The sequence below is a fragment of the Aquamicrobium sp. genome, assembly GCF_023954335.1.
Classification (GTDB): Bacteria; Pseudomonadota; Alphaproteobacteria; order Rhizobiales; family Rhizobiaceae; genus Aerobium.
Genome location: NZ_JAMLIE010000001.1, coordinates 1,140,862 through 1,156,452, shown reverse-complemented (window position 1 = coordinate 1,156,452; position 15,591 = coordinate 1,140,862). Strand labels below are relative to the sequence as shown.

The following is a 15,591-nucleotide window of genomic DNA, read 5'->3' as shown; positions in this document are numbered from 1 at the left end:
CCCAACAATCGGGGTATGGTCATGTCGCTTCCGCAGAAAGTTCCCGTCGCAACGCTGGGCGTGCCGCGCATCGGCCGCCGCCGCGAGCTGAAATTCGCGCTCGAATCCTACTGGTCGGGCAAATCTTCCGCCGCAGCGCTGCTCGAAACCGCCAAGCGGCTGCGCGCCGCCAACTGGGAGGAGCAGCGCGCGCGCGGCATCACCAGGATCCCGTCCAACGACTTCTCGCTCTACGACCATGTGCTCGACACGATCGTCCTCGTCGGCGCGGTTCCGGCCCGCTACGGCTGGCAGGGCGGCGAGGTGCCGCTCGACACCTATTTCGCCATGGCGCGCGGCAGCGAGGGCAATGCCCATGCCGAATGCGGCAACGGCTGCGCCGATCCGGCCCATGGCCCCCACGATGGCGTCCCGGCGCTGGAGATGACCAAGTGGTTCGACACCAACTACCACTACATGGTGCCGCAGTTCTCGTCCGATCAGGCCTTCGCGCTGTCCTCGTCGAAGCCGGTGGACGAGTTCCTCGAAGCGAAGGCGCTCGGCATCTACACGCGGCCGGTGATCCTCGGCCCGGTGACGCTGCTCAGGCGCGGCAAGTCGCAGGAGGAAGGCTTCGACCCGCTGGCGCTGCTGCCGCGGCTGCTGCCGGTCTATGAGGAGCTGCTGCGCCGCCTGCGGCTGGCCGGCGCCGACTGGGTGCAGATCGACGAGCCGGCGCTGGTGCTCGACCTGATCCCCAACGAGCGCGAGGCGTTCCGCTTCGCCTATGAGCGGCTGGCGAAGGCCGCGCCGGACCTCAGGATCATGCTCGCCACCTATTTCGGCGCGCTCGGCGACAATCTCGACACCGCGCTTTCGCTGCCTGTCGCCGGCCTCCATGTCGATCTCGTGCGCGCGCCGGAGCAGCTCGAAGCGGTCGGCCGGCTGGCGCGCAAGGACCTCGTGCTGTCGCTCGGCCTGGTCGACGGGCGCAACGTCTGGCGCGCCGACCTTTGCGCCATCCTCGACCGCATCAAGCCGGTGGTGGCCGGCTGGCCGCTCGCCCGCATCGAGGTCGCGCCGTCCTCGTCTCTGCTGCATGTGCCGATCGATCTCGACCTCGAGACCGCGCTCGACGCGGACGTGAAGTCGTGGCTCGCCTTCGCGGCGCAGAAGCAGGGCGAGCTGGTGACGCTGTCGCGGGCGCTCGCGGAAGGGCGCAGCGCCGTCCTTGCCGCGCTCAAGGCCGCCTCGCAGGCCGCCGCCGCCCGCGCCGCCTCGCCCAAGGTGCACGACCCGCTGGTCGAGGGCCGCATCGCCGGCATCGGCGCGGCAATGAAAACCAGAGCCAGCGATTTCGCCACGCGCAGCCGGGTCCAGCGCGACAAGCTCGGCCTGCCGGCCTTCCCGACCACGACCATCGGCTCGTTCCCGCAGACGGCCGAGGTGCGCAAGGCGCGCGCCGCCCACGCCAAGGGGGAGCTGAGCCATCTCGACTACGAGGCGTTCCTCAAGCGCGAGACGGAAGCCGCGATCCGCTGGCAGGAGGAGATCGGCCTCGACGTGCTGGTCCATGGCGAGTTCGAGCGCAACGACATGGTGCAGTATTTCGGCGAGCAGCTTTCCGGCTTCGCCTTCACCAAGCATGCCTGGGTGCAGAGCTACGGCTCGCGCTACGTGCGCCCGCCGATCATCTATGGCGACGTCTCGCGCCCGCGGCCGATGACGGTGGCGTGGTGGCAATACGCGCAGTCGCTGACGCCAAGGCCCGTCAAGGGCATGCTGACCGGGCCGGTGACGATCCTCAACTGGTCGTTCGTGCGCGACGACCAGCCGCGCGAGCGCACCTGCCGCCAGATCGCGCTCGCCATCCGCGACGAGGTCGTCGACCTCGAGACGGCCGGCGCGACGATGATCCAGATCGACGAGGCCGCCCTGCGCGAGGGCCTGCCGCTGCGCCGTTCCGAGTGGAAGGCCTATCTCGGCTGGGCCGTCGAGTGCTTCCGGCTCACCGCCTCGGGCGTGGCGGACGCGACCCAGATCCACACCCATATGTGCTACTCGGAGTTCAACGACATCATCGACGGCATCGCAGCGATGGACGCCGACGTCATCTCTATCGAGACCTCGCGCTCGCAGATGGAGCTGCTCGACGCCTTCCGGAGCTACAAATACCCGAATGAGATCGGCCCCGGCGTCTACGACATCCACTCGCCGCGCGTGCCGGCGGTGGAGGAGATGACCGCGCTGATGACGCTTGCCCGCAAGCGGCTCGCCGATGGCCAGCTCTGGGTCAATCCCGATTGCGGGCTGAAGACCCGCAAATGGGAGGAGGTGCGCCCGGCGCTCGTCAACATGGTGGCCGCCGCAAGGCAGCTTCGCGACGCGGCCTGATCCGGTCGGGGCGACGATATATAAGAAGTGTGGACGGTACGCCTGCCACGCTTCTTTCTCAGGACGCCGGCGGGGCCTCATCCTCGGCGAATCCGGCCTCGTCGTCCTCGATGCCCACCTGCCGCGCGAAGGTGACGGCGCTGCGCGGCGTCTCGTCGACCACGAGGTCGAACACGTCCGGCCGCGCATAGTGGCCGGTCGGGTCGAGGTCGAACTTGCCGCGGATCGTATCGTCGAGGTCGATGTCGGCCGCGATCACCGCTTCCGCGCCGTAGACCGGGCCGGCCAGCACCTCGCCCAGCGGCCCGACGATGACGCTGCCGCCGCGAATGAGCACGGTCGACGGGTCGTTGCCCTGGATGCAGTCGTACTCCTCGGGCGCGTCGGCGCGGGTCATGTACTGGCAGGCGCTGAGCACGAAGGCGCGGCCCTCATAGGCGATGTGGCGCATCGAGGCCTGCCAGATGTCGCGCTCGTCCACCGTCGGCGCGCACCACAGCTCGATCCCCTTGGCGTACATCGCCTGCCGCAGCGCCGGCATGTAGTTCTCCCAGCAGATGGCCGCGCCCATCCTGCCGAGCGGCGTGTCGAGGACGGGAATGGTCGAGCCGTCGCCCTGCCCCCAGATCAGCCTTTCGCTGGCCGTCGGCATCAGCTTGCGGTGCTTGCCGAGAAGCGCGCCGTCCGGCCCGAAGAACAGCACCGTGCAATAGAGCGTGCCGCCGTCGCGCTCGATCACGCCGGTGACGAGATGCGCCTTCATCCGCGCCGCGAACGATGAGATGGCGGCGCATTCCGGCCCCGGCACCTCGATGGCCGAGCGCCAGTAGCGCAGGAAATCGTCGCGGCCGGCCGCGGAGCGGCTGCCGACCCGCGCGCCGAAATCCAGCCCCTTGGGATAGCCGCCGACATAGGCCTCGGGGAACACGGCGAGCTCGACGCCGCTGCGCGCCGCCTCCTCGCAAAGCGCCTCCATCCGCGCCAGCGTCGCCTTCGTGTCGAAAAGGGTCGATCCGGCCTGGACGACGGCGATGCGGTGCTGGCTCATGGTTTCGTTCCTCGAAGGCAAACGGCAAAAGGCCCCGGCGCGCCGGGGCCCCGAGGATGCCGGGAACGACGCTCGCCGTCCAGCCGCGACGGGCATCGCCACAAAGAAAGAACCCGGCGGTTGCCCGCCGGGTTCTCATCATCCAATCTGGAAAGGATCAGAAGAAGCGCGAGAAGCGGATGAAGCCCGACACGCTGTCGTCGTCGATGCCAGCCGGCAGATCGAACTGGTTGTAGACGAGCTTGCCGCGGACGACGAAGTTCTCGACCGGGGTCCAGACCGTGTTCAGCTCGAGCGCCCAGCCGTCGATGCCGGTGCTGACGTCCGAGCCGGGGCCGGCATAGAGGTCACCGAAGTACTGGACCGCCAGCGACGCGCCGAACTGGGCGTTGAACTGGTGGTAGTACGAGGCCATGATCGACCACTCGGGGCCACCGAGGTTGATGCCGGCCGGGCCGAAGCCGGTGCCGTTGAACACGCTGTACTTGTTGGCGCTGTCGGCATAGTAGCCGAGCAGGCGGAACGACGAGCCGGGCGCGCCCGCGATGTTGTAGTGCAGGCCGGCGGTGACGCCGAAGCCGCTGTCGCCGAGCACGTTGATCTCTTCGTCGAAGCCGACCTTCAACCAAGCAGCGCCCCAACCCTGGTTGATGCCGACGACGCCGACGAAGTCCGGGGTGTAGTTCGTGGTGATGCCGGCATCGTCAAACTCGGCCGAAATCGTGCCGAAGAAGCCGTTGGAACCAGCGAAGTTGTACTGGACCAGGTGGGTCTGGTGGTAGCCGTAGAAGAAACCGCTATCCGAGTGCGAACCACCGGCGGCGCGGCCGCCCTGCGGGGTCGAGACCCACGCCGAGTCCGTCCAACCAGCGCGGAAGCCGCCGAGCGACAGCCAGCCATGGTTGAGGGTGTTGGACGACGAGACGGTGTCGTTGCGGTCGAACTGCAGACGGGCATAGCCCTGCAGCGTGCCGTACTCGGTCTCCGAACGGGCGTCGAAGACGACGCGGACGCGGCTGGTGCTGTTCCAGCGATCGTCCTGCAGGGCGTGGTAGTTGCCGAGGCCGGTAAGGCCACCGATGCTCTCCGAGCTGCCGATCTGGTGGCGGAATTCGCCGCCGATCTTCAGGCAGGTCTCGGTGCCGGGGATGTAGAAGAAGCCGGCGCCGTAGACGTCGCAGACGCGGACGTATTCGACGGGCTCCGGCTCGGCGATGACGATGGCGTCGGCAGCCTGGGCGCCGGCGGTGGCGAGAGCCACGGTAGCGGAGCCGAGGATAAGGCTCTTGATGTTCATTTCTGACCTCCAGTCAAAACCGGAGGTCAGAAATGAACATTCACGCAGTCCGGGAAACCGGCGGCTGCCGTTTCTGCTCGCGTTCGAGCACCGGCAGGCATGCGTCGAGGTCGCGCGTCGCCAGGTGGGCATAGCGCATCGTCATCTGCAGCGTCTGGTGGCCCAGCCACATCTGGACGCGCCTCAGGTCGATCCCGCCGCGCACCAGCCGCGAGGCGCAGGTGTGCCGCAGGATGTGCGGCACCACGTCCGCATCGGCGCCGAGCCCGCAATCCTCCTTGGCTGCATGCCAGACGGCCCGGAACTTCTGCTGCTTTATATGGATGAAGGGCCCGCCCCGTGCCGGCTTGGCCGCGCGAAGCGCCTTCTCGGCGCGCTTGGTCAGGGGGATGGTCCGGCTTTTCCCGGACTTAGTGATCCAGAACGTGACCTGGTTGCGGTCGATGTCGTTCCAGTGCAGCCCGATCGCCTCGCCGAGCCGCGCCCCGGTATCGACCAGGAAGACGGCGAGACGATAATACTCCTCGGACCGGCTGCGAATCGCCCCGAACAGGGCATCCTCCTCGTCCTGTTCGAGGAACCTCAATCTGCCCGCGCGCTCCTTGAGGCGGATGAATTCGGGGAGGCTCTTTATCTCCCCCATCCTGTGCGCCTTCTTGAGCAGCTTGCTGAGCGCGGCGAGCTTCCGGTTTATCGTCGCGTTGCTGTTGCCTCCGTTGCGCAGGCAACCGATGAGATAGTCGAGCTTTTCCTGCCGGAAGTCGTCAACCGCCTCACCGCCGAGAAGGCGGTCCTGCTCGCGGATGAACGATTCGACGCAATATTTATGGAATCCGTCTTCCCAGAGAACGTTATGGTAGGCGCCATAAAGCCCGATCAGCGTGTTCGGCGATTTCTTCACTTCTTTTTCTGGCCCGCTCTTCCGCTCCAGCGCAGCGTCATACGATCGGCCCTGCGACGGCGGCGGTATGCATTTCAATTCCATTGAACTCCCCCGAATCCCTGTTTCCGATTCGATGGGAGTATGGCGTTTCTTTCAGGAGCCTGCCGCGTTCATTCAGGAATCAGGGGGAAATGGAATCACCGCTGCGATTCCTGCCGCCGCGCTGCTGCGCGTGCCGCGATGGTTAACGGTTCCTTTCCGCCGGGGTCGAAATCGTGTCATTTGTGCAACACGCCTTTCCGATAGCATCTGAACAGCCCCACCGCCGCCGGGATTGCAGTTGAACGGCGCGCCTCGCCGGGTATTGTCAGGCTCGAAGAAGGGGCGCGCATGCGTGTCTTTTTCGAGGATTGGGGATGGGGCAGGGAACGCTGTCCTTCAGCAAAAATACCCAGACCCGTTTTTAACTTTGACTGGAGGTCAGAAATGAACATCAAGAGCCTTATCCTCGGCTCCGCTACCGTGGCTCTCGCCACCGCCGGCGCCCACGCTGCCGACGCCATCGTCATCGCCGAGCCGGAACCCGTCGAATACGTCCGCGTCTGCGACGTCTACGGCGCCGGCTTCTTCTACATCCCCGGCACCGAGACCTGCCTGAAGATCGGCGGCGAAATCCGTCACCAGATCGGCGCGTCGGAGAGCCTGGGTGCCGCTCCGGGCATCCTCAACTACCACGCCATGACGGATGACCGCTGGAACAGCACCAGCCGCGTCCGCGTCGTCTTCGACGCCCGTTCGGAGACCGAGTACGGCACGCTCCAGGGCTATGCCCGTCTGCAGTTCGACCGCGCCGACGGAGCGGCCGCCAGCGTTCTCAACCACGGCTGGCTGTCGCTCGGCGGCTTCCGCGCTGGTTGGACGGACTCGGCGTGGGTCTCGACCCCGCAGGGCGGCCGCGCCGCCGGTGGTTCGCACTCGGACAGCGGCTTCCACTACGGCTACCACCAGACCCACCTGATCCAGTACAACTTCGCTGGCTCGAACGGGTTCTTCGGCACGATCTCGGCTGAGTTCGACGATGCCGGCATCACCAACAACTACACCCCGGACTTCGTCGGCGTCGTCGGCGTCAACCAGGGCTGGGGCGCCGCCTGGTTGAAGGTCGGCTACGACGAAGAGATTAACGTGCTCGGCGATAGCGGCTTCGGCGTCACCGCCGGCCTGCACTACAACATCGCCGGCGCGCCGGGCTCCTCGTTCCGCCTGCTCGGCTTCTATGCCGACAGCGACAACAAGTACGGCGTGTTCAACGGCACCGGCTTCCGCGCGGGTGGCCTCGGTGCGCCCGAGTGGTCGATCATGGCCTCGTACTACCACCAGTTCAACGCCCAGTTCGGCGCGTCGCTGGCGGTCCAGTACTTCTCCGACCTGTACTTCGCGGGCTCGGACGTCAGCACCGGCATCGACGGCTGGGCGCTCGAGCTGAACACGGTCTGGACCCCGGTCGAGAACTTCGTCGTCCGCGGCGAGCTCGTCTACAACCAGTTCGATCTGCCGGCTGGCATCGACGACGACAGCGTGTCGGGCTTCATCCGCTTCTCGCGCTTCTTCTAATCCCCAGCGGATTGGATAAAAGGAACCCGGCGGGAAACCGCCGGGTTCTTTCTTTTTGTACGGGTCGCCATCTTGGATCTGTGGATACCGATCACTCTCGCCGCCGCATTCCTGCAAAACCTGCGCTCGGTGACGCAGAAGCATCTGAAATCGGTGATGGGGACGACGGGCGCGACCTTCGTCCGATTCGGCTTCGGCCTGCCCTTCGCCCTGCTGTTCGTCTGGCTTCTGGCTGCCTTGCGCGGCCTTGCCGTGCCCGCGCCGAACGCGGCGTTCCTGTTCTGGGTGATCGTCGCGGCGCTGGGGCAGATCGCGGCGACGTTCCTGCTGATCCACCTGTTCTCCCACCGCAACTTCGCCGTCGGCACCGCCTATTCGCGCACCGAGCCGGCGCAGGCGGCGCTGTTCGCCCTCGTCTTCTTCGGCGAGAGAATCACTCCGGGCACCTTTTTCGCCATCGCCATCAGCGTCTTCGGCGTGATGCTGATCTCGGTGGCGCACACGACAGTGACGTGGCGCAACCTCGTCGCCTCGGTCTTTGCCCGCAACGCGCTGATCGGGCTGGCTTCGGGGGCGCTGTTCGGCATCGCCGCCGTCGGCTACCGCGCCGCGTCGCTGGCGCTCGGCGGGCCGGACTTCACCATGCAGGCGGCGACGACGCTGGTCTACGCGCTGGCCTTCCAGACCGTCATCATGAGCGGCTGGATGCTATGGAAGGCCCCCGGCGAGTTCGGGCGCATCGCCCGCGCGTGGAAACCCTCGCTGTTCACCGGCTTCGCCGGGGCGAGCGCCTCGTTCGGCTGGTTCATGGCGATGACCCTGCAACAGGCGGCGGTCGTCAAGGCGCTGGGACAGATCGAGATGCTGTTCACCTTCGCCGCCTCGGTGTTCTTCTTCCGCGAGCGGATCACGCGGCTCGAGACCGCCGGCTGCCTGCTGATCGTCACCGGCATCCTGCTGCTGCTGTGGATGGGATAGGGCCGGCCGGGGCCGCCCCATCCCTTAGCGCGCGATCAGCGTACCGGCCTCAACGCACGATCAGCGTGCCGGCGCCGTGCTCGGTGAACAGTTCCAGCAGCACCGCATGCGGCGTCTTGCCGTTCAGGATGACGACGCCTTCCACCCCGCGCTCGATGGCCTCGATGCAGGTCTCGACCTTGGGGATCATGCCGCCCGAGATGGTGCCGTCGGCGATGAGCGCGCGCGCCTCGCTGACGGTCAACTCGTCGATCAGGTTCCTGTCCTTGTCGAGCACGCCCGGCACGTCGGTCAGGAAGAGAAGCCGGGTGGCGTTGAGCGCGCCGGCGATGGCGCCGGCGAAGGTGTCGGCGTTGATGTTGTAGGTGTGGCCGTCGCGCCCCGGCGCGACCGGGGCGATCACCGGGATCATCTCCGAACGGGCAAGGAGGTCGAGCAGGGTGCGGTCGACCTCGACCGGCTCGCCGACGAAGCCGAGATCGAGCACCTTCTCGATGTTGCTCTCCGGGTCCTTGACGGTCTTGCGCGCCTTTTCGGCGAACACCATGTTGCCGTCCTTGCCGCACAGGCCGATGGCCCATTCGCCCTCGGCGTTGATGAGCGCGACGATCTCCTTGTTGATCGAGCCGGCCAGCACCATCTCGACGATCTCGACTGTCTTGCGATCGGTGACGCGCAGGCCGCCCTCGAACTTCGATTCGATGCCCATCTTGGTCAGCATCGCGCCGATCTGCGGCCCGCCGCCATGGACGACGATGGGATTGACGCCCGACTGCTTGAGCAGCGCGATGTCGCGCGCGAAGGCGCGGCCGAGCTCGTCGTCGCCCATGGCGTGGCCGCCATACTTCACCACCACCGTCCTGTTCTCGTAGCGCTGCATATAGGGCAGCGCGGCCGACAGGAGGCGCGCCTGTTCCTCGGCGGTGGCGGGTTTGTCCGTGGTCATGGTGTCCTCGAGGGCAGCGGAAACGACGATCTGCCGCGTCTCATAGCGGCAAGCGGCAGACGAGACAATCGCCTTGATCGGCCGCTCGCGGGCGCGACGCGCCCCGCGGGACGTTCCCGCGAAAAAGCCGGCGCTTCGGGCAAAGCGCCGGCTTGGAGGCAGGGGGCCGCCCGGGCGGGACGAAGCCGCCTAGAGCGGCTTCTTGGTCCACTTGGCGATGACGCCGACGATGCCCTCGCGGAAGAGGAGGACGCAGACGACGAAGATGATGCCCTGGATGATGGTGACCCAGGCGCCGAAGGTGGCAAGGTAGTTCTGCATGGTGACGATGACGGCGGCGCCGACGATCGGGCCGAAGACGGTGCCCATGCCGCCGATGAGGGTCATCAGCACCACCTCGCCCGACATCGACCAGTGGACGTCGGTCAGCGAGGCGAGCTGGAAGACGATCGCCTTGGTCGCGCCGGCGAGCCCGGCGAAGCCGGCCGAGAGCACGAAGGTGGCGAGCTTGTAGCGGTTGACGCGGTAGCCGAGCGAGATGGCGCGGGCCTCGTTCTCGCGGATCGCCTTCAGCACCTGCCCGAAGGGCGAGTGGATGATGCGATAGATCGCCAGCATGCCGCCGAGCGCGATGGCCAGCACGACGAAATAGAGATTGAAGTCGGAGCGTAAGGAGATGAGGCCGAACAGGTTGCCGCGCGGCACCGCCTGGATGCCGTCCTCGCCGCCGGTGAACGGCGCCTGCAGCGAGAAGAAGAACACCATCTGGGCGAAGGCGAGCGTGACCATGGCGAAGTAGATGCCCTGGCGGCGGATGGCGAGCGCGCCGATGGCGAGGCCGAGAATGGCGGCCGCGCCGACGCCGGCGAGGATGGCGAGCTCCGGCGACAGGCCCCAGACCTTGGCGGCATGGGCGCTGATGTAGCTCGCCGAGCCGAAATAGGCGGCATGGCCGAAGGAGAGCAGGCCGGTATAGCCGAGCAGAAGGTTGAAGGCGCAGGCGAACAGCGCGAAGCACATCACCTTCATCACGAAGACCGGATAAAGGAAGAAGGGCGCGACCAGCCCGGCCGCCAGCAGGGCGATGAAGATCGCGGCGTGATGGCGCGGCATGCCGGCACGCGCCTGATGGACGACGACGGGCGCGGTGTCGTTTTCCGTGACGGCGGACATCAGGCGGTCCTCCCGAACAGGCCGGCCGGCTTGACGAGCAGCACGATGGCCATGATGACGAAGATGACGACGGAGGAGGCCTCGGGGTAGAACACCTTGGTCAGCCCCTCGATCAGCCCGAGCCCGAAGCCGGTGACGATGGAGCCGAGGATCGAGCCCATGCCGCCGATCACCACCACGGCGAAGACGACGATGATCAGGTCTGCGCCCATGTTGGGGTTGACCGAGTAGACCGGCGCGGCCAGCACGCCGGCGAAGGCGGCCAGCGCCACGCCGAAGCCGTAGGTCAGCGTGATCATGCGCGGCACGTTGATGCCGAAGGCGCCGACCAGCGTCGGGTTCTCGGTGGCGGCGCGCAGATAGGCTCCAAGCCTGGTCTTCTCGATGACGAACCAGGTGCCGATGCAGACGACGAGCGAGGCCACCACCACCCAGCCGCGATAGTTGGGCAGGAACATGAAGCCGAGGTTCTGGCCACCGGCGAGCTGCGGCGGGATCGAATAGGGCAGCCCCGATATGCCGTACTGGTTGCGCAGCAGCCCCTGGATGATCAGCGCCAGCCCGAAGGTCAGCAGCAGGCCGTAGAGGTGGTCGAGATGGTAGAGCCGGGCGATCATCAGCCGTTCGAGCACGATGCCGAAGGCGCCGACGACGATCGGCACGATCAGCAGCGCCCACCAGTAGCCGATGCCGAAATAGTTGAGCAGCATCCAGGCCACGAAGGCGCCCAGCATGTACTGCGCGCCATGGGCGAAGTTGATGATGTTCAGAAGACCGAAGATCACCGCAAGGCCCAGCGACAGGATCGCGTAGAACGACCCGTTGATCAGGCCTAGCAACAACTGGCCAAACAAGGCCTGTGGTGGGATTCCCAAGAGTTCGAACATACGGTTGCCCCGGCAAGCGATGCTGCGCAGACGGCGCGCGCCGGGCGGTCCCGGAGCGCGCCGCGTTTCATGGTTCCGTTACTGGACGAGCGGGCAGTTGCCGTCGGCCAGCGGGCGGAACGCCTCGGCCGCGGGAATGGTCGCAACGGTCTCGTAATAGTCCCACGGGCCGGTCGACTGGTCCGGCGCCTTGACGCGGAACAGGTACATGTCGTGTACCTTGCGCCCGTCGGCGCGGACCTCGCCCTTGCCGAACAGCGGATCGTCGGTCGGCAGTTCCTTCATCTTGGCGACGACGGTGTCGGCATCCGTCGACTTCGTCGCCTCGACGGCCTTGAGGTAATGCAGCACGCCGGCATAGACGCCCGCCTGCACCATGGTCGGCTTGTCGCCGTCGATGGCCTCGAAGCGGGCCGACCACTCGCGGGTGCCCTCGTTCAGATCCCAGTAGAAGCTCTCGGTCAGCACCAGCCCCTGCGCGGTCTCGAGGCCGAGCGCGTGGACGTCGGTGATGAAGATGAGGAGGCCGGCGAGCGCCTGACCCGCCTGGGTGATGCCGAACTCGGCCGCCTGCTTGATCGAGTTGATCGTGTCGCCGCCGGCATTGGCGAGGCCGATCACCTTGGCTCCCGAAGCCTGCGCCTGAAGCAGGAAGGAGGAGAAGTCGGTGCCGGGGAAGGGATGGCGCACCGCGCCGACCACCTTGCCGCCGGACTTCTCGACCACGGCCGAGGTGTCGCGCTCCAGCGCATGGCCGAAGGCGTAGTCGGCGGTGAGGAAGAACCAGGAATCCCCGCCCGTCTGCACCATGGCCGAGCCGGTGCCGTTGGCGAGCGCCCAGGTGTCGTAGGTCCAGTGGACGGTGTGCGGCGAGCAGGCCGGGCCGGTCAGGTCCGAGGCGGCCGCGCCGGAATTGACGAAGACCGCGTTGGCCTCCTTGGTGATCTCGTTGACCGCGAGCGCGGCGGAGGAGGTCGGCACGTCGACGATGGCGTTGATGCCGTCCTGGTCGATCCACTGGCGGGCGATGGTCGAGGCGACGTCCGGCTTGTTCTGGTGATCGGCCGAGACGATCTCCACCTTGATGCCCTTGGCCTCGGCGCCGAAATCCTCGGCGGCCATGCGCGCGGCGGTGACGGAGCCCTCGCCCGACAGGTCGGCATAGACGCCGGAGCGGTCGTTGAGCACGCCGATCTTGACGGTGATGTCCTGTGCAAAGGCGCTGGGGGCCAGCGCGCTCGTCGCCATCAGCGACGCGGCAAGGGACGCCAGCAGAAATCCGGTGTTCTTCATGTCTTTCTCCTCCATTGTCGACGCAGGCCCAGGCCGGCGCCTTATCTTGTCATACGCCGAGATAGGCCTCGATCTTTCCGATGTTCTGGTCGAGCTGGTCGTTCTCGATCATGTCGACGACCTTCCCCTGCTCGACGACGTAGTGGCGATCGGCCACCGTCGAGGCGAAGCGGAAGTTCTGCTCCACCAGCACGATGGTGAAGCCCTCCTGCTTCAGCCGCGCGATGGTGCGGCCGATCTGCTGGATGATGACGGGGGCAAGCCCCTCGGTCGGCTCGTCAAGCAGCAGCATCTTCGCGCCGGTCCTCAGGATGCGCCCGATCGCCAGCATCTGCTGCTCGCCGCCGGACAGCTTCGTCCCCTGGCTCGACAGCCGCTCCTTGAGGTTCGGGAACAGCTCGAAGATCTGCTCGACCGTCATGCCGCCGGGCTTGACCTGCGGCGGCAGCATCAGGTTCTCCTCGACATCGAGCGAGGCGAAGATGCCGCGCTCCTCGGGGCAGAAGGCGATGCCGGCCCGCGCGACATGCCGCGCCGGCAGGTGCATCAGCTCCTTGCCCTCGAACGTCACCGAGCCCTTGCGCTTGGGCAGGATGCCCATGATCGACTTCAAGGTCGTCGTCTTGCCGGCACCGTTGCGGCCGAGCAGCGTCACCACCTCGCCGGGGCGGACGTCGAACGACACCCCGTGCAGGACGTGGCTCTCGCCGTACCAGGCCTGAAGGTCCTTGACGACCAGAAGCGGCGCGGAAGCAGCCGCCGGAGTGTTCTGTGCCACAGCCGCCTCAGCCATGTCCGGCTCCTATGTAGGCCTCGATGACGCGAGGGTCCCTCGACACCGTGGCGTAGTCGCCCTCGGCCAGCACCTTGCCGCGCGCCAGCACCGTGATCGTGTCCGACAGCGAGGCGACGACCGACAAATTGTGCTCGACCATCAGGATCGTCCGGTTGGCGGAAATCCGCTTGATCAGCGCCGAGATGCGCTCGACGTCCTCGTGGCCCATGCCGGCCATCGGCTCGTCGAGCAAGAGCATCTCCGGCTCCAGCGCCAGCGTCGTCGCGATCTCCAGCGCGCGCTTGCGGCCGTAGGGAAGGTCGCCCGCATTCACCGCCTCGAACGCCGACAGGCCGACATCGTCGAGCAGCTCGCGCGCCCGGTCGTCGAACGCCGACAGCACCTTCTGCGAGCGCCAGAAGTCGAAGGAGTCGCCGCGCTGGCGCTGCAATGCGATGCGCACGTTCTCCAGCGCCGTCAGGTGGGGAAACACCGCCGAAATCTGGAACGAGCGCACGAGGCCCAGCCGCGCGATGGCGGCCGGCGACAAGGCCGTGATGTCCTCGCCCTTGTAGGTGATCGTCCCGCGCGTCAGCGGCAGGAACTTGGTCAGAAGGTTGAAGCAGGTCGTCTTGCCCGCCCCGTTCGGCCCGATCAGCGCGTGGATCTGGCCGCGCTTCACGCGCAGGTCCACACCCTCGACCGCGAAGAAACCGCGGAACTCCTTCGTAAGACCAGACGCGGCAAGAATGATGCCGTCTTCGCTCATGCGTTCCTCATACCCATCTGCCGCGCCAGGAAGACGCGGGTTCTTCGGATGAGCCCTCCTCCCGGGAAGCGCTCGGGCCGTTTTCGGCCGTTTGGTTTTTCACCCTGCGAGGAAACTTGCACAACCTCGCCCGCAAGCACAAGCTCGTATAAATACGATAATCGACATCCGCCCGGAAAGATGAACGGGCGCCGGCATCCGGCCGCGAAGCCGGACGCCGGCGGGACCGCAGACTCAGTTGTCCTTGACGAAGGGGCAGGCGCTCTGTTCGAGCGGCTGGGCGGAATCCGCGGCGGGAATGGTGCGCAGCACCTTGTAGTAATCCCACGCGCCGCTCGATTCGGCCGGCGACTTGACCTCGACGAGGTACATGTCCTTGACCAGCCGCCCGTCGGCGCGGACGGTGCCGCCCGGCGCGAAGAAATCGTCGACCGGCGTTTCCTTCATCTTCGCGGCGACGGCGGCGCCGTCGTCGGTGCCGGCCGCCTCGACGGCGCGCAAATAATGCAGGACCGACGAATAGGTGCCGGCCTGCACCATGCCCGGCATGCGGCCGGTCTTTTCCTGGAACCGCTTCGACCATTCGCGGCTGGCGTCGTCGCGATCCCAGTAGAAGGCGGTGGTGGCGAGAAGCCCCTGCGCCGTCTCCAGCCCGAGCGCATGCACGTCGGAGATGACGATGACGAGGCCGGCGAGGTTCTGCCCGCCCTGGGCGATGCCGAACTCGCCCGCCTGCTTGATGGCGTTGATCGTGTCGGTGCCGGCATTGGCGAGGCCGACGATCTGCGCGCCGGACGCCTGCGCCTGAAGCAGGAACGAGGAGAAATCGGGGCTGCCGAGCGGATGGTTGACGCTGCCGGCGATCTTGCCGCCGCCTTCCTCGACGACGCGGGTGATCTCGGCCGCCATCTGGTGGCCGAAGGCGTAGTCGGCGGTCAGCAGGAACCACGAATCCTTGCCCTGCTCGAGAACCGACTTCGCCGTGCCGACCGACTGCGAATAGGTGTCGAACACCCAGTGGAAGCCGGTGGGCGAGCAGTCCTCGTTGGTCAGGCGCGTGGTCGCCGGGCCGGTCATCAGCGTGACCTTGCCCATCTCCTTGCCGATGGTGTTGACGGCGATGGCGACGGCCGAGTTGGTCAGGTCGGCGATCGCGTCGACGCCGTCGACGTCGAACCAGCGGCGCGCCAGCGCCGAGGCGACGTCCGCCTTGTTCTGGTGGTCGGCCGAGACGATCTCGACCTTGATGCCCTTGGCCTCGGCGCCGAAATCCTCGACCGCCATGCGCGCGGCTTCCGCCGAGGTCAGGCCGCCGAAATCGGCATAGGTGCCGGTCTGGTCGTTCAACACGCCGATGCGGACCACGCCGTCGCTGAGCTGCTGGGCCGAGGCGAAAGAAGTCGAGGCCAAAAGGGCCGCGATTATGCCAAAACGCTTCATGATCTCCTCCCTGATCGCCCGTCATAACGACGGACAAAGGCGAGTACATCAAATCATGCCCGCGAGATCGACCCTATTTCGTGCACACCCGCTGTGCTTTACTGTGCGCAATTGC

General features: G+C 66.6%; 13 protein-coding genes. 3 read left to right on the top strand and 10 right to left on the bottom strand.

What is annotated here, in order from left to right:
* The first annotated feature begins 21 nt into the window (after positions 1 to 21).
* Positions 22 to 2,373: a 5-methyltetrahydropteroyltriglutamate--homocysteine S-methyltransferase gene (gene metE, locus M9945_RS05650; RefSeq protein WP_367943762.1), complete on the top strand. Its 2,352-nt coding sequence runs from the start codon at positions 22 to 24 to the stop codon at positions 2,371 to 2,373.
* Between the two features lie 58 nt (positions 2,374 to 2,431).
* Here metE and M9945_RS05645 read toward each other — a convergent pair whose 3' ends face one another.
* The 3 genes from M9945_RS05645 to M9945_RS05635 all read right to left on the bottom strand — a co-directional run bounded on the left by M9945_RS05645 (position 2,432) and on the right by M9945_RS05635 (position 5,703).
* Positions 2,432 to 3,421 carry a nitrilase-related carbon-nitrogen hydrolase gene (locus M9945_RS05645; protein WP_367943761.1) on the bottom strand — a complete coding sequence of 330 codons (990 nt, stop codon included), beginning with the start codon at positions 3,419 to 3,421 and terminating at the stop codon, positions 2,432 to 2,434.
* A gap of 157 nt (positions 3,422 to 3,578) precedes the next feature.
* Positions 3,579 to 4,718, bottom strand: coding sequence for a porin (locus tag M9945_RS05640; protein ID WP_367943760.1), 1,140 nt, complete (start codon positions 4,716 to 4,718; stop codon positions 3,579 to 3,581).
* A gap of 40 nt (positions 4,719 to 4,758) precedes the next feature.
* Positions 4,759 to 5,703: a tyrosine-type recombinase/integrase gene (locus tag M9945_RS05635; protein ID WP_367943759.1), complete on the bottom strand. Its 945-nt coding sequence runs from the start codon at positions 5,701 to 5,703 to the stop codon at positions 4,759 to 4,761.
* Between the two features lie 384 nt (positions 5,704 to 6,087).
* Between M9945_RS05635 and M9945_RS05630 the strand changes: the two genes are divergently transcribed.
* Positions 6,088 to 7,215 (top strand): porin, encoded by a 1,128-nt coding sequence (locus M9945_RS05630; RefSeq protein ID WP_367943758.1) that lies wholly within the window; start codon positions 6,088 to 6,090, stop codon positions 7,213 to 7,215.
* Positions 7,216 to 7,287: 72 nt separating this feature from the next.
* On the top strand, positions 7,288 to 8,193 hold the full coding sequence (locus M9945_RS05625) for a DMT family transporter (protein ID WP_367943757.1): 906 nt from the start codon (positions 7,288 to 7,290) through the stop codon (positions 8,191 to 8,193).
* A 49-nt stretch (positions 8,194 to 8,242) separates the two neighbouring features.
* Here the strand turns inward: M9945_RS05625 and argB are convergent, their stop codons facing one another.
* From argB to M9945_RS05590, 7 genes are all read right to left on the bottom strand, one after another.
* Positions 8,243 to 9,139: an acetylglutamate kinase gene (gene argB, locus M9945_RS05620; protein ID WP_367943756.1), complete on the bottom strand. Its 897-nt coding sequence runs from the start codon at positions 9,137 to 9,139 to the stop codon at positions 8,243 to 8,245.
* Positions 9,140 to 9,328: 189 nt separating this feature from the next.
* Entirely contained in the window at positions 9,329 to 10,252 is a 924-nt protein-coding gene (locus M9945_RS05615; protein WP_367944773.1) for a branched-chain amino acid ABC transporter permease, read from the bottom strand.
* A 59-nt stretch (positions 10,253 to 10,311) separates the two neighbouring features.
* On the bottom strand, positions 10,312 to 11,199 hold the full coding sequence (locus M9945_RS05610; RefSeq protein WP_367943755.1) for a branched-chain amino acid ABC transporter permease: 888 nt from the start codon (positions 11,197 to 11,199) through the stop codon (positions 10,312 to 10,314).
* Between the two features lie 78 nt (positions 11,200 to 11,277).
* On the bottom strand, positions 11,278 to 12,447 hold the full coding sequence (locus tag M9945_RS05605) for an ABC transporter substrate-binding protein (protein ID WP_367944772.1): 1,170 nt from the start codon (positions 12,445 to 12,447) through the stop codon (positions 11,278 to 11,280).
* A gap of 94 nt (positions 12,448 to 12,541) precedes the next feature.
* Complete coding sequence (locus M9945_RS05600) at positions 12,542 to 13,285, bottom strand: ABC transporter ATP-binding protein (RefSeq protein ID WP_367943754.1); 744 nt, start codon at positions 13,283 to 13,285, stop codon at positions 12,542 to 12,544.
* A complete protein-coding gene (locus M9945_RS05595; protein ID WP_367943753.1) occupies positions 13,278 to 14,036 on the bottom strand; it encodes an ABC transporter ATP-binding protein in 759 nt (252 codons plus the stop codon). Before M9945_RS05595 ends, M9945_RS05600 begins: the two co-directional genes overlap by 8 nt.
* Positions 14,037 to 14,270: 234 nt before the next feature.
* Entirely contained in the window at positions 14,271 to 15,476 is a 1,206-nt protein-coding gene (locus M9945_RS05590) for an ABC transporter substrate-binding protein (RefSeq protein ID WP_367943752.1), read from the bottom strand.
* Positions 15,477 to 15,591 lie beyond the last annotated feature (115 nt).

Bases quoted from the DNA above. Each gene is read 5' to 3' on its own strand.
- M9945_RS05605 (WP_367944772.1), bottom strand. From the start codon at position 12,447: ATGGCGACGAGCGCGCTGGCCCCCAGCGCCTTTGCACAGGACATCACC.
- M9945_RS05640 (WP_367943760.1), bottom strand. From the start codon at position 4,718: ATGAACATCAAGAGCCTTATCCTCGGCTCCGCTACCGTGGCTCTCGCC.
- M9945_RS05595 (WP_367943753.1), bottom strand. From the start codon at position 14,036: ATGAGCGAAGACGGCATCATTCTTGCCGCGTCTGGTCTTACGAAGGAG.
- argB (WP_367943756.1), bottom strand. From the start codon at position 9,139: ATGACCACGGACAAACCCGCCACCGCCGAGGAACAGGCGCGCCTCCTG.
- M9945_RS05590 (WP_367943752.1), bottom strand. From the start codon at position 15,476: ATGAAGCGTTTTGGCATAATCGCGGCCCTTTTGGCCTCGACTTCTTTC.
- metE (WP_367943762.1), top strand. From the start codon at position 22: ATGTCGCTTCCGCAGAAAGTTCCCGTCGCAACGCTGGGCGTGCCGCGC.
- M9945_RS05630 (WP_367943758.1), top strand. From the start codon at position 6,088: ATGAACATCAAGAGCCTTATCCTCGGCTCCGCTACCGTGGCTCTCGCC.
- M9945_RS05645 (WP_367943761.1), bottom strand. From the start codon at position 3,421: ATGAGCCAGCACCGCATCGCCGTCGTCCAGGCCGGATCGACCCTTTTC.
- M9945_RS05600 (WP_367943754.1), bottom strand. From the start codon at position 13,285: ATGGCTGAGGCGGCTGTGGCACAGAACACTCCGGCGGCTGCTTCCGCG.
- M9945_RS05615 (WP_367944773.1), bottom strand. From the start codon at position 10,252: ATGCCGCGCCATCACGCCGCGATCTTCATCGCCCTGCTGGCGGCCGGG.
- M9945_RS05610 (WP_367943755.1), bottom strand. From the start codon at position 11,199: ATGTTCGAACTCTTGGGAATCCCACCACAGGCCTTGTTTGGCCAGTTG.
- M9945_RS05635 (WP_367943759.1), bottom strand. From the start codon at position 5,703: ATGGAATTGAAATGCATACCGCCGCCGTCGCAGGGCCGATCGTATGAC.